Raw genomic sequence first — 14,246 nt, 5'->3', positions numbered from 1 at the left:
GTGTTAGCTAGTTGTCACTCTCTAATCCTGCAAATTGGCGTACTATACTGTATTAAACGACTTATAAGCGCGTTTCAGCTTATATAGGTAAAAACCCAGAAATGTTGTGAAGACATAAGGTGCACATAGTGCAAAAAATTAAAAATAAGACGCCAACTACGTTGTTTTCTTGCTGTTTAATCTGCACAGATGAAGATAACTGAATACCTTCAGTTTCATAATAAGGGGGCTGGCGAGGCTTGTCAAGCAAGTTTTTTCGTTTCTATAAATCTGGATTTCAGCGTTATGCGCTGGAATAACAACGTAAGGTAAATTTTTCAACATCCCAAAATTACAGAATTTATTCTGTTTAATTAAGTGTGAAAGGTTACGATCATGCTGAGTCATTAGAAAAAATTAGAATATACAGAAGCTATAAAAACTGTCTAATAGCGCTACCCAAAACCCTTATCTCCCACTCAAGTTCAACATTAAATTTATCCTTCACTGCATCTTTTACTCTGTTGCCAAGGTTTTCCAAGTCAGATGCAGTTGCATTATCGTAATTGAGCAAGAAGTTACAATGTTTCTTAGAGATTCTAGCTCCACCAATATTTAATCCTAGGCAGCCAGATTTATCAATTAACTCCCATGCTCGGTAGTTTTTTGGATTTTTGAATATGCACCCAGCAGTTTTTCCTCTTATTGGCTGGCTTTTATTTTTTTTCTCAACAATTTCCTTTAACCTTTGCAATATAAGCTCATACTCTGAGTTTACTCCTTTAAACTCAGCTTCAACAAAAATCCAATTTCCTTTTAGGCTATGTCCACGGTAAAAATACCCCATTTCTTCGCTGGAGAACTTATATAGGTTCCCATCCTCTAGGTTCACTGCTTTTATGGATTGTACAACGCTTGCGATGTCACTACCATACGCACCTGCATTCATTTCTATTCCGCCACCAACTGTTCCTGGAATTCCAACTAGAAACTCGAGTCCACTAATTTGTTGCTCTCCTGCAAAGTAAGCAAGGTTCCTGAGCAGCGCAGCACCACCTGCAACAATAGAGTTGTTACCCTTACTTTTAATATATGCAAACTCCTTACCTAATTTTACTGTTATTCCTCGAATGCCACTATCTCGTACTATTATGTTGGATGTTGCACCAATAACACTAACTGGCAGTTCAGTATTTTTAATCAAGTATGTTAAATCTTCAATATCACATGGTTTAAATAACACATCAGCTCGTCCACCGACGTTTAACCACGTCGCTTTAGACATTAAGATGTCATAACGATAGACTCCACGTACTTTAGGTAAGCTTATAAGCATTTTGATTTCAACTCTAGTCCTGCATCCACACCCATTTTCTCCGCATCTTCTATAAATGAAGTGCGCTCAGTGAAGTATATATTTTTTCCACTTGCTAACATACAACAAAGATGTAGCATATTTCCGTTCACATATTCAGCCAAAGCTGCAAGTGGTGTAAAACATGAACCATTCACTGTCTTCATAAAACTGCGCTCTGATTTCACTCTTATAAAAGACATATTATTATTAATTTTTTCTAAAAGATCGATAATTTTTACATCATTTCTTCTACATTGAATACAAATCGCTCCCTGTCCCACTGCACTTAACATAACTTTTGGTGGCAATACCTCTATAATTAAGTGATGCTTTTCTAATCTTATAAGTCCAGCTTCAGCTAAAATTATTCCATCAAAACTTTGATTTTGCAATCTAGTTGTTACATTTCCACGTAGCGGTACTATATTTAAATCTGGTCTAACATTTAACAACTGAACTTTTCTTCTTATTGAAGAAGTGGCAATAGTAGCCTGCTGTGGCAAAGACTCAAGGCTATTGTGTTTATGAGAAATAAACGCATCGCATGGACTTAGCCTTTCTAAAACACAAGGAATTGTTAAACCCCCTGAGAAAAACGCAGGCACATCCTTTAGCGAATGAACTGCCATATCTATATTATTTTCGAGCAATTCAGCCTCAATTTCTTTAATGAATAATCCTTTACCTCCTATTTCAGCAAGATTTGCGTTTGCATACTTATCTCCAGAAGTTTTTATCTTAACAATTTCAATAGATAAGTTAGGAAAAGAGTCCAGCAACTTTTGTTTTGCTTCCAAAGCCTGGGCAACTGCAAGACTGCTTCCTCTGGTACCTATTCTGATTAACATGTATCTAAATTTAACTTAAACAGTACATAAAATTAGTCTACAATCAATTATTATAATTTTAAACCTACAACTTATGTACAACAGGCTTATAGTCAAATCTTTTTCAGTGTTATGCATTTGTTTACTTGCTTTATACATAACACTGCCAAATCTCTTTGATAATAAGCTTTTTATTTCGAAAAAAAGAATAAACTTAGGCCTTGACCTGAAAGGAGGGGCATCTTTGCTCTTAAACATAGACTTAGATTTCTATTTTAAGGAAAAGCTAAGCATGCTAGCAGGTGAGATAAAAGAGACATTGCTAACAAAAAATATTGAATCTAACGTACAAAATAGCGTTGTAACTTTAAATAATATTGATGATTATAAAAAAGCATCTGTGTTGATTAATGCGATAAATCCAAATTTAGAGCTAAATAGAAAAGATTCTTCAATTCTCATTTCGTATAAACCCCATTATAAAAATTCTTTGATCAGTGAAGTAGCTGCAGAATCAATAAACAATGTCCAGCGCCGTTTGGACAAGCTTGGCACAAAGGAAGTCAGCGTTCAAAAACAAGGACAGAATAAAATATTAGTGCAGGTGCCTGGAGTAGAAGACACCAAGCAGATAAAATCTCTGCTTGGCAAAACTGCTAAACTAACTTTTCATTTGGCAAACACTAACATAGCCAAGGTGCAGGATATAGATCACGAAACTACTGTCATGCTCAAGGATTCTTTAGGTAATTCTTATCCAATATTCCGCAAAACTGAAATAGGTGGCGATTCGCTGGTTAACGTATCAGTTAGATTTGGTCACTTAGGTAAACCAACAGTGCACTTTAAATTTGACAGCATAGCGAGTAAAAGATTCGCGAAAATCACTAAAGAAAATATGGGAAAACCTTTTGCAATTGTTTTGGATAACACAGTCTTAACAGTACCTACAATACGTGAGCAAATTTTAAATGGAGAGGGAGAAATTAGCGGTAATTTCACTGAAAAACAAGCAAGCGAACTTGCAATACTTTTAAAATCTGGAGCACTGCCAGCACCACTTAAAATAATTGAAGAAAAAAACATTGGCCCAAGTCTTGGAGAAGAATCAATAAAGGCAGGGGAAATGGCAGCAACAATCTCTATTATAGCCGTGGCTTTATTTATAATTATCACTTACGGCAAATTAGGTATATTAGCTTCTGTTGCGCTTTTTTCTAATGTAATTCTTATATTATCAATTCTCACTCTGCTTGAAGCAACTCTAACTTTACCTGGGATTGCAGGTATTGCACTCACTGTCGGTATGGCGGTGGATGCAAATGTTTTAATATTTGAGCGAATTCGCGAGGAAATCAAATCTGGCAAGAGAGTGGAACGTGCTATTGAAGAAGGGTTTAAAAATGCTATAAAGACAATACTGGATTCAAATATCACTACATTAATTGCTGCAGGAATAATGTTCATTATTGGCAGCGGAGCGATTAGAGGCTTTTCTGTCACTTTATCAATAGGAATTTTATGTTCGATGTTTTCTGCAATCACAGTCACAAAACTCCTGATAGAGTTGTGTATGAACCCGAAGGAACTAGTGCTTTGTTAGTCAACCACCTTCATTCCCACAACGTTATATCCTGAATCGACGTGCAAAATTTCTCCAGTAGTGCCACTACTTAAGTCGCTTAATAAGTATAACGCTGCCTTGCCAACATCCTCTATTGTAACATTGCGTCTAAGCGGAGAATTATTTCTATTCCATTCTGATATGAAGTGAAAATCGCTTATTCCAGAAGATGCTAAAGTTCTGATTGGACCAGCGGAAATTGCATTTACTCTGATATTTTGTGGCCCGAGATCACATGCTATATATTTTACACTTGCTTCAAGTGCTGCTTTACATAAACCCATAACGTTATAGTTTGGCATAACTTTTTCAGCACCATAATAAGATAAAGTAAGTAAACTACCACCACCTGACATCATTTTTTCAGCTCTTTGCGCTAAAGCAGTGAAAGAATAGCACGATATATGCATTGCATTGAGGAAGTTATTCAGTGAAGTATTGACATATTTACCATCTAACTCATTTTTATCGGAGAATGCTATTGCATGCACCAAAAAGTCAAGAGTACCCCATTTTTTCTTTATTATTTCAAAAGCGTTATCTATGATTTTTTCATTTGAAACGTCACAGTGTAATATTAGCTCCACATTTAATTCATCTGCTATTGGTGATAGTTTTTCTTTTATTATTTCATTCTGGTAGGTGATTGCAAGTTCTGCCCCGTGCTCTGAGAGAGCTTTTGCTATACCGCATGCTATCGATCTCTTATTTATTATTCCAGTTATTAACCCCTTTTTGCCTTGTAATAGACTTGCCGTCATAGAACTATCTGTTTTTTATAATTTGGAGTATTAACTAGATAAAGTCAAGATATCACTATGTTTTAAAACATTTTTTTGCAGTAACTTGAAGTCTAGCATTAGCAACACCACTGTTAACAAAAAGGCAGCGATGAGAGTTTCTATAGCTAACCCAAGAAAGGTTTCCCTACGTCATACCGCGGCGGTATGACGGTTAAGCAATTCGTCATCCCGCTATGTGTTAGCGCCGTGACGGTATGACGTAGGATTGCTGTCATCCCGCAGCGGGATCTCTTGTTAGCGCCGCGGCGGTATGACGGTTCGCGGTGGCATGACGATAACTTCGTCATTTCGCTATGTGTTAGCGGCTAAGAGATACCGCGGCAGTATGGCGGTTAAGTAGGGTATCATCCCAGTCTGGGATACCTTTGTTGTATTGCCAAAGAGATGAGGAAACTAATGAGCATGACTTACAATGCTTAAGCTTAAAGCATTAGATGCTTTTTACAAGATACAAGGCAGAAACTTATCAATAAGCCCCCATCAAGAATCTTATCTGTTAGCTATATATAAAATTTGATACTCTAACTACAATATACTACTATAGATAAAAGTGTTATCAATGGAGCAAAGTATGGAATTAACAGTAGGAAATAATGTGCCATACTACTATAATACCACAGAAGTGGTATTAATGGAGCGAGATATGAAATTAACAGTAGGAAATAATGCACCATATTACTATAATACCGTAAAAGTGTTATTAATGGAGCAAGATATGGAATTAGCAGTAGGAAATAATGCACCTGATTTTAGCTTACCAACAGATTCTGGTGAAAATTTATCATTAAGTGAATTTTTTGATAAAAAAAATGTAGTTCTTTATTTTTATCCTAAAGACGATACTCCGGGTTGTAGGATGGAGGCAAAAGGCTTTAGAGATAAAATAGATGATTTTTCTTCCTTTGACACAGTGATAATTGGTGTATCAAAAGATAGTGTTAAGCGCCATGCTAACTTCAAAGCAAAATATTCTCTGCCATTTTCTTTAGTTTCTGATGAGAATGCTGAAATGTTGGAAAAATATGGTGTTTGGGTAGAGAAAAGTATGTTTGGCAAAAAGTATATGGGAATAGAGCGCACTACTTTTTTAATAGATAAAAAAGGTAAAGTAGTGAAGATCTGGAAAAATGTAAAAGTTAGTGGGCATGTTGATGAGGTTCTGGAAGAAGTAAGGAGAATGTAAACTAAAGAATAGGTTAATGGCTACCCATTGCTACATAAAAAAGCTGAAATTACATAATTTTCGTAGCCACTCAAACTTTGAGCTGGATTCAGATGATAGCTCAGTTGTAATAACTGGCGAAAATGGTATTGGTAAAACTAATATACTTGAAGCAATCTCGTTGCTTGCTAAAAGCAATGGAATGAAAAAAGCAAAAGCCAGTGAGATACAAAATAGATTCAGTAATGAAGATTGGGCAGTGCACTATGATTTTTTTAATGGAACGGATTTTAATTCAATTGGTATCGCAAAGAGTTTTGATAAGAAACTAATACAAATTGATGGAAAAACGCAATCAAGTTATTCATCTCTGTATAAGATATCCAATGTAATATGGCTGATTCCACAAATGGACTATGTTCTTCTTAATTCTCCAAGTGACAGATTAAAGTTTTTAGACCGTATAGTTTCACTGTTTGAAGAAAATTACACTTGCTGCTACATGAAATATAGAAAAGCTAAACATGAGCGAAGTAAACTATTGAGGGAGAACATTTTGAACAAAAACTGGTTCTCTAGTCTTGAAAACATAATGGCCGTTAATGCAGTTAGTATTTTACATATGCGATCTTCTGTTTTAAAAATATTACAAGATACAATTGATAACCATTCCAGTAAGCTTTTTCCGAAGGCAAGTTTAAAATTCAGCAGCCAGCTAACTTTGGACGATACTGCAGAATATTTTCAGAATCGTCTAAAGGAAAACAGAGAAAAAGATTCATTGACTGGTAGAGTAACCCTTGGTGTGCATAACGATAATTTTCGGGTTTTTTGTCAAAAAAGAAACGTACCAATAAATCTGTGCTCCACTGGAGAACAAAAGTTATTACTGCTTTCTATTATTTTATCCAGTGTAAAAGCAAGGTGTATTCATTACAATAGGGCACCACTTCTTCTACTTGATGATATAATGTCTCATCTGGATAAACATTACAGAAAGGCGTTAATAGAGGAAGTGTTAAGTATTCAATGTCAAACTTGGATAACTGATGTAAATCAAGATAATTTCAATAGCTATCTTTATTCTTTCAAGTTTTTTGAATTGTTAAGTAAATAAGTGACAATATCCTTCTGCAAAAGGAAAGAAATACTTACGTCCTTGGTCTTTTATTATATGACTGTGACCTTACCCAGATGATATGAATAAGTATTGCTTGGTTGAAAGCAAGAGAAGATAATAACTTTTCAGAGTTGATAGGTGACAGTTCTTTTGAGGCACTTTCTGCTCTTACATGGAGTGTAGGAAGAAGACCTCGTGACCCAGATTCTGCCACCGGCGTGGCTCACAAAATGTGATGACCTCGTATAGGAGTTTGGAACAACCGGTAACTCTGATATATTGAAACATGCAATTGTGGTTCGCTCTAACCATACATTAAATACATCTTTATTAAACCCTCCTGTGAAGGTCATTGGTGCAATAAACTTCTTTTAATCCATCCACCTATTATACTCACTCTTTCCCACTTTTTTCCTGGAACATCAGCATATATTTTTTCTCCTCTTGGAGCTCGTGCATATTCTCGGTATAGAACATATTATACCTTTATCATTCGCTTTTGAAAATACTATAAAACAGAAACAAAAGTGCTGTTTATTGCAGCTTTTGGGTAATTTAATGGTAAAAATTTTAGAGAGAAATTTTATACACTATCACTGATATTTTCCCTTAAGTTGATGCCATTGCCTGAACAGATACACTCGGATTTTTTATATAACTATATTTACTATCTTATTTGGTACAGCATATACAGTGCGAACTTTGCTTTGACCGATCTTACTGGACACAGAGTCTATCGCTATTTTTTTTAATTCTTCTTGAGGTAAGTTAACTGTCACTTCAATTGTTGCACGTAACTTTCCATTGACTTGTACTGCTATAGTTACCGTATCGTCAACTAATAATGATTCATCAGCTTTTGGCCAAGGTTGACCTCCTATTTCTTGCCATAGGCTTTCAGCTAGATGTGGTATGAATGGTTCGATTACTCTAATTAATATACATATACCTTCATCAATAAGAGATTTTCCAGTTTTTACATCTATTTCAGCTATTAAATTCGTCATCTCACGAAATTTTGCCACTACACAGTTTAATCTGCAGTTTTCCAAATCATCTGTAAGTCTGTGTAAGAGTTTATGAATTTTTTTTCTGTACTCTAGAAGTCCACCCGTAATACTTTCATTACCATAGTGTATATTTACAGGTCTCAGCTGCATGACCATACGCTGCAATTTATTTACATAACGAAAACAACCTTCCACGCCATCATCGGACCATTCCATATCTTTTTCTGGAGGAGTGTCGGACAACACAAACAAGCGAGCAGTATCAGCACCATATTTTTCTATGATAAAATTTGGATCAACTGTGTTCTTTTTCGACTTGCTCATTTTTTCAACTTTGCCCACTTGAACCTTAGCTCCTTGTGCAATCAACTCTTTTGCTTCTGCGGGAAATAGCCACTTACCATTTTCGTCTTTATAAGTTGCATGGCAGACCATTCCTTGAGTGATTAAAGTAGAGAAAGGCTCTTTAATATCAAAATAGCCACATTTGGTTAAAGCACGGCAGAAAAATCGTGAGTAAAGCAAATGCAGAATTGCATGTTCTATCCCACCTATATAATAATCAACAGGCATAAAACGATTACATGCATTTTTGTCTATTGATTTGTCTTCACTACAGAATGCAGCAAAATACCAGGAAGACTCAAAAAAGGTATCGAATGTATCAGTTTCACGCTCTGCTTGCTTTCCACATTTTGGGCAATCAACGAATTTCCAAGTTGGGTGCTTATCCAGCGGATTGCCACCACTTGTAAATTCTACATCTGCAGGTAGAACCACAGGAAGGTCTTTTTCTGGCACTGGAACAGTTTCGCAATCCTTACAATATATTATAGGTATAGGGCATCCCCAATAACGTTGCCTTGAAATTCCCCAATCATGTAAACGATAGTTTATCGTTTTCTTGCCTATTCCTTTTTCTTCAAGCTTTTTAATGGCTACTTCCTTTGCTTTGCTGACAGTTAATCCGTTTAAGAATTCAGAATTGAACATTACCCCATTGCCGGTGTATACTTTTTTTAAGGTCTCTGTGGCTTGTGCACCCTCTTCACGAACTACAGGAATAATCGGCAAATCATATTTCTGTGCAAATTCAAAATCACGCTGATCATGTGCAGGGCAACCAAAAATCGCGCCTTCCCCATATTCCATCAACACAAAATTCGCTATGTAAAGCGGCAATTCCTTATCAAGAAATGGATGCTTGACGTTTAATCCGGTGTAAACTCCTATTTTTTCGCCATTCTCTCCCTTTGCCTTTATGTTATCAATAAAGTCTCGTATTTCTTTGTCCTTAAGATCCTGCACAATAGGGTACTCTGCTGCTACCGCAAGAAAAGAAGCTCCAAATAAAGTATGAGGAGAAGTTGTAAAAATCTTTAATTTCTTATTTAGACCAACTATTTCAAACTCTATGGTGACCCCTTCAGATTTCCCTATCCAGCGCTCTTGCATTGTTTTGACTTTTTCTGGCCAATTTTTTAGATCTTGCAAGCACTTGAGTAAATCTTCAGCGAAATCAGTAATCTTTAAAAACCATTGGGATAACTTACGTTTTTCAACAACGGCGCCTGACCGCCATCCTTTTCCATCGGCTACTTGTTCATTTGCAAGCACTGTTTGGTCTACCGGGTCCCAGTTAACCCATGACTCTTTTCGATAGGCAAGCCCATGCTTTAAAAAATCCAGGAAAAATTTTTGTTCGTGTTTGTAGTAATCAGGCTCACATGTGGAGAGTTCACGCTCCCAGTTATAAGAAAGACCTATAGATCTAAGCTGCGCACGCATACTATCTATATTCTCTTTCGTCCATGCCGCAGGGCTAATATTATTGTCCCTTGCTGCATTTTCAGCTGGTAATCCAAACGCATCCCAGCCAATTGGGTGCAAGACCTCAAATCCGCAAGCTCTCTTATAACGTGCTATTACATCTCCTATTGCATAGTTGCGCAGGTGTCCCATGTGAATTTTACCAGATGGATATGGAAACATCTCCAACACGTAACATTTCTCTTGCTTGCTACTTTCGCTTACAGAAAAATTCCACTTATCTTGATAAAATTTTTCAACGTTTTTAAAATCATATTTCATATAAATCCAAATTCAATTACAGTTCATATGCTTCAAAGGATCAACCGCTTGACCGTTATGCCGTATTGTAAAGCACATCTGCGGATCTTTATCCTGCGTACTTGACTTACCTGCAGACCCAATTACTTGACCCTGTTTTACTTTATCACCAATTTCAACATGTATGTTTTTTAAATAGGAGTACACAGTCATGTAATTATCTTTGTGTTCTACTATAATTAAATTTCCATACCATCTCAGCCCTTTGCCTACATATACCACTTTGCCGGGTGCAGAGGCAACTACATTCGTTCCATTTTGAGCAGCAATTTTTATGCCATCCTTACACGTTTCATCAGAAGACGTAGCTGTACCTTTAACTGGCATTACAAATTTACAATTTACCCCCGCGTTTTGCGTATCATTATTATCTCTGTATATCCTGTTTATGATGGCTTTTCTATTTTCTTTTTTTATTAAAGGCTCCCTAATTAAATGGTACTCTCTTGCATATTCCAGCTCTCTTTTTCCGTAAAATTCTTCGCCTTTAAGCAGCACAGGTGCAGGTTTTTGCAGGCCACAGCCTATTAATATTGCTAATAATATAAGAAATGAAGCTATATGCCACATTTTAGATATATCAACTCTCACAAAACTCCAAAATTTTAGCGAGACGTAGTGTTTCACACCTGTTCGTTACTTTCCTCGTTATTTATTTTACTAGTTAAATAATCCCTCAAATCGGTAAGTTCTTGCAACAAATTCTTTGTGACTCTTATATCATTACCAAATTCTTTTTGCACTCCTTTTATTGTATATCCTTTATCATATAGCATGTGTTTTACTTTCTTTATGGCCTCTATACACTTACGATCATATAGCCTTCTTCCTTTACGCTTTGTAGGCTTAATTTGATGAAATTGACCTTCCCAAAATCTTAAAACATGCTGTTCCAAATGTAGCTCTTCAGCTACTTCCCCAATCGTATAAAATAATTTTTCCTTATTCATTAATTATTGATTAATTTTTTTATAATTTTTGAAGGCCTAAAAGAAATTAAACTTCTTGCCTGAATCATCACTTTCTCTGATGTATTTGGTATATTTCCTGGTCTTTCCTTCTTTTTCTTAACCAAGAATGTTCCAAATGACGATATTTTTACTATTCCATCCTTTGCCAAGCTTGTCTTTATTTCGTTCAATATATCATCTATTATCGAAGCAGAGTCTTCTTTTGATAATCCTATTTCTTGGTTTATATTTTCAGCTATTGTTGCCTTAGTTACTGTTGTGTCTTTTATTGTAACGTGATCCATTATTGATAAATATTATAATACGTAAATATAATATAGCAATCGACTCAAGATTCAGCTACCCTATTTTTTAGGGTACGTCTCTTCTGTAGCATAATTTAAAATACTAGCAACTGCCAACATTGCAAATATTGCAAAAAGCGCCATTTGATGATTTGTAAAAAGTGCTAGCATTGACACTATAATTCCGCTGACAATAAACATAAACCCATTGATAATGGATGATGATGTGCTAATGTATTTTCGTTTCACAATCTCGCCGCCGACAGTAAAATTAAGCATATGTCCTCCCGCAAAAAACCCGAACATTAACATACAAAAGTACACAACGTGGACTGTTAAATGGCTGCATAGTAAAATAATAATTGAGACGCCTTGCAATAAAGCAAAAGCAGAAATTACATATTTCCTATTTTTAAATAAGTTTGAGATTCGATCTGCAATTGGAGCACCAACTGCAAGACCAAGCCATAGTATTGCGGTTGCTATACCTGACTCCATTGTATTGAGTTCTGAGTTGCCCAGTAACCTTGGAGCCCACAGGGTGTTAAGTGCTAAAAATGTTCCAAAAGTAATAGCACCCACCACTGAAGTTATCCAGATATCTCTTAATTTTAGCACTGTGAACATTACTGTTCTTATAGAGTTTTGTATTGTGCATTCTTCTGAACTGCTTTCTGGAAGTGTGTTTGGACAAAAAAGCGTAAGTACAAATATCAACACACCAAACAGTATTATGCATACAATCAGATTCTTCCAATCTGCACCTTCGGCAAGCAAGCTAGAGAACAATATTTGAATTATCAGTGCAGAAAGGCTTGAAATTGTCTGCACTAGTGAAAACATTAGTCCAAATTGGGCGGCGGAAAAACATATGCTACTTGTATGAGCAGCACCAATAAAACCAAATGATGCTCCAGTTGCAATCAACACTTGAGACAAAATCAAATGGGAAAAATTGTTACCGTTAACAAGGATAAGAAACCCGAGGATTATAGTTGATAACGAGAAAGAATAAATTTTTTTACTGGAAAAAACATTAAACGTTGCCCCACTAAAAAATTGTAAGATGGCAAAAGTCCAAGTATATACTGAGTTAGCTAGCGCAACTTGCGTAATTGTCAGTCTAAGTTCTTTTTCGAGATTCACACTTATAAAAGTATAAATTATCTGCATATTGCTGAATATAACAACCAAGTTACTGATCAGCCAAATGAACCAAGCTCTGCTTTCCATAAGATTTATTTTTATAAGTAATCTATTAGAAATTTAACACTAAGTCTCTTTTTAAGCTATTGTTTCCTGAATAAGTGCTGGACTTGATTCCCTTTAGTTTTATTGTATAATTAAATAATTTTATTCTAGAGGTTGGTAATATGGCACCACAAGATACATCTCAATTCAAAAAGTTTGACAATATATTAGCAAGAATAAGTGACACCATTGATTCTGGTAAGGGTGATTCTATTGAGATTTATGATGAAATAAAAAATTAGCTGAGAGAAGAACTTAATAATGTATATGAAGAATGGAAAAGTAGTGAATTTAATCCAAACTTCAGATTCAAATTAGATGATGGTTATGAAGTAGAAACAACACTACTGCACATTGCCATTCAATGCAGGAAAAGTGCTGCACGTGCACCACTAGTCCAATGCTTGTTAGATCAGGGAGCTGATTCCAATGTACAAGATAGTCCTTATAGTAGTTTTACCTTAACCTGTGTCCTAATGCCTTTTTTAAACCACCCGTGTCCAATCCATAGCTGTACGAACATTCATTTTTGAAGACAGCAAATGGCGTCATTCCAGTCTGGAATCCAGAAATTTTGCTTATAACTAAGCTGATGAGCTAAAGGTAGTTGTCTTACGCTAAAACAAACGTTTTTAATTAAGTTGCATAGAACCAGTGTCTGGGCACTGGGATGACAAGAAAGGAGCACTGGAATGACATCATAGGTGCTACTTTCATGACATCACTCTTTTTCCTGGATCCAAGTAGTCAAGCTACTCGGATGACATCAGACCTGCTGCGAAAAGGTATATACTAATTTCAGGGTGAATTAGGCTAAAATAGCAGCAGGCTAAAACCCATGCCTCAAATTCACCAAACCTTCAATAATATTAAATCTCATGTTATATTTTTTCTGAAAGTTACGGTAAACGTGCGACAAAATCTTGAATATTTTCAATTCTCGTATCTTATTTTCGACCCTCATCCTAAATGATGCCAACTCTCGGTTGTGCTCCTTTTGCTCCTCAGTTAGTGGCTTCTTTCGGTATTTTTTGTATGGTATCACAACGTTACTTTGCAATTTTTCCATCCCTGATAGCCAGAATCGGCATGCTTTATACTGTCTGTAGGCAGCAATTTCTCCTGTTTTCTTATCCGAAAATCGTGAATTCTCCCACGGTGAGATCTTGAAACCGATAAAATTTGCCCTCTTTCTTCGATCACAATTTCTGTTTTCATCGTGTGCACTTTTTTCTTGCCAGAGTAACTTTTCTTCCGTTTTCTGCTTTCTTTTGGCTGCTGTATCTGCTGCTCTGTAACATCTGCCAGTATCTTCAAAATCCTCTCTGGCGTTAGGGTTCTGTCCTTTTTTATAGTAATTTTTTTTGCCAACAGTGGCTCCATTTTCTTCAAAAGTCGGCAAATATTCGCATTATGTAAGTTGAAAAGGCAGCCTAAAAATCTGTGGGTTATGTAGGTCCGATAATACAAAATTACGCACAACATTTTATCTTCCAGTGTCGGTAAATTAGCAATTCTTCCGTGGCGCTTTTTCTGTCTTTCAAGCTTTTCCCACTCTGGACGGACTTTTTCCAAGATTTTTTCGAATTCTTCTATTTTCAATCCCGTTACATCTCGAAAATTTCTCGGGTGTTTACTTACTTTATGGTAATTCAGACTCATTTTCCCTCACTTTTTATTTCTCTTTTTCATACTTTACCATCTTTTACACTATTTTGCAGCAAGTCT

The 14,246-nt window shown here is 35.9% G+C and carries 12 protein-coding genes and 1 pseudogene; 3 read left to right on the top strand and 10 right to left on the bottom strand.

Features of this window, described 5'->3' with window-relative positions:
- Window positions 1–412: 412 nt before the first annotated feature.
- From murB to OZD67_RS00390, 3 genes are read right to left on the bottom strand one after another with little or no spacing between them, the layout of a single operon-like run.
- Entirely contained in the window at window positions 413–1,315 is a 903-nt protein-coding gene (gene murB / locus OZD67_RS00400; protein ID WP_182183306.1) for a UDP-N-acetylmuramate dehydrogenase, read from the bottom strand.
- On the bottom strand, window positions 1,306–2,184 hold the full coding sequence (hemC, locus tag OZD67_RS00395; RefSeq protein ID WP_182183307.1) for a hydroxymethylbilane synthase: 879 nt from the start codon (window positions 2,182–2,184) through the stop codon (window positions 1,306–1,308). Before hemC ends, murB begins: the two co-directional genes overlap by 10 nt.
- Window positions 2,185–2,199: 15 nt before the next feature.
- A complete protein-coding gene (locus OZD67_RS00390; protein WP_274999614.1) occupies window positions 2,200–2,421 on the bottom strand; it encodes a hypothetical protein in 222 nt (73 codons plus the stop codon).
- Between OZD67_RS00390 and secD the strand changes: the two genes are divergently transcribed.
- On the top strand, window positions 2,321–3,766 hold the full coding sequence (secD, locus tag OZD67_RS00385) for a protein translocase subunit SecD (protein ID WP_458695113.1): 1,446 nt from the start codon (window positions 2,321–2,323) through the stop codon (window positions 3,764–3,766). The genes OZD67_RS00390 and secD overlap by 101 nt on opposite strands.
- On the opposite strand, the gene OZD67_RS00380 is transcribed toward secD, so the two are convergent.
- Window positions 3,763–4,548, bottom strand: a complete 786-nt coding sequence (locus OZD67_RS00380; protein ID WP_182183311.1) for an enoyl-ACP reductase FabI — start codon at window positions 4,546–4,548, stop codon at window positions 3,763–3,765. The two genes, secD and OZD67_RS00380, sit on opposite strands and share 4 nt — an antisense overlap.
- 757 nt (window positions 4,549–5,305) lie before the next feature.
- On the opposite strand from OZD67_RS00380, the gene bcp reads away from it, so the two are divergent.
- Both bcp and recF read left to right on the top strand, forming a co-directional pair.
- Complete coding sequence (gene bcp, locus OZD67_RS00375; protein ID WP_096617403.1) at window positions 5,306–5,773, top strand: thioredoxin-dependent thiol peroxidase; 468 nt, start codon at window positions 5,306–5,308, stop codon at window positions 5,771–5,773.
- Window positions 5,774–5,789: 16 nt separating this feature from the next.
- Complete coding sequence (gene recF, locus OZD67_RS00370; protein WP_182183312.1) at window positions 5,790–6,869, top strand: DNA replication/repair protein RecF; 1,080 nt, start codon at window positions 5,790–5,792, stop codon at window positions 6,867–6,869.
- Window positions 6,870–7,522: 653 nt separating this feature from the next.
- Here recF and leuS read toward each other — a convergent pair.
- The 6 genes and pseudogenes from leuS to OZD67_RS00340 all read right to left on the bottom strand — a co-directional run bounded on the left by leuS (window position 7,523) and on the right by OZD67_RS00340 (window position 14,180).
- Complete coding sequence (leuS, locus tag OZD67_RS00365; RefSeq protein ID WP_182183314.1) at window positions 7,523–9,973, bottom strand: leucine--tRNA ligase; 2,451 nt, start codon at window positions 9,971–9,973, stop codon at window positions 7,523–7,525.
- Window positions 9,974–9,985: 12 nt separating this feature from the next.
- A complete protein-coding gene (locus OZD67_RS00360; RefSeq protein ID WP_182184209.1) occupies window positions 9,986–10,582 on the bottom strand; it encodes a murein hydrolase activator EnvC family protein in 597 nt (198 codons plus the stop codon).
- A gap of 53 nt (window positions 10,583–10,635) precedes the next feature.
- Entirely contained in the window at window positions 10,636–10,962 is a 327-nt protein-coding gene (locus tag OZD67_RS00355; RefSeq protein ID WP_096617391.1) for a MerR family transcriptional regulator, read from the bottom strand.
- Window positions 10,962–11,267 (bottom strand): integration host factor subunit alpha, encoded by a 306-nt coding sequence (locus OZD67_RS00350; protein ID WP_182183315.1) that lies wholly within the window; start codon window positions 11,265–11,267, stop codon window positions 10,962–10,964. Before OZD67_RS00350 ends, OZD67_RS00355 begins: the two co-directional genes overlap by 1 nt.
- A gap of 60 nt (window positions 11,268–11,327) precedes the next feature.
- Entirely contained in the window at window positions 11,328–12,440 is a 1,113-nt protein-coding gene (locus tag OZD67_RS00345; protein ID WP_259346642.1) for an MFS transporter, read from the bottom strand.
- 907 nt (window positions 12,441–13,347) lie between these two features.
- Window positions 13,348–14,180 (bottom strand): annotated as a pseudogene (locus tag OZD67_RS00340) (transposase family protein).
- Window positions 14,181–14,246 lie beyond the last annotated feature (66 nt).

It is taken from the genome of Wolbachia endosymbiont of Drosophila nikananu, assembly GCF_028981865.1.
GTDB classification, from domain to species: Bacteria; Pseudomonadota; Alphaproteobacteria; order Rickettsiales; family Anaplasmataceae; genus Wolbachia; species Wolbachia pipientis_B.
This window is presented reverse-complemented; position numbering and strand designations above follow the sequence as displayed.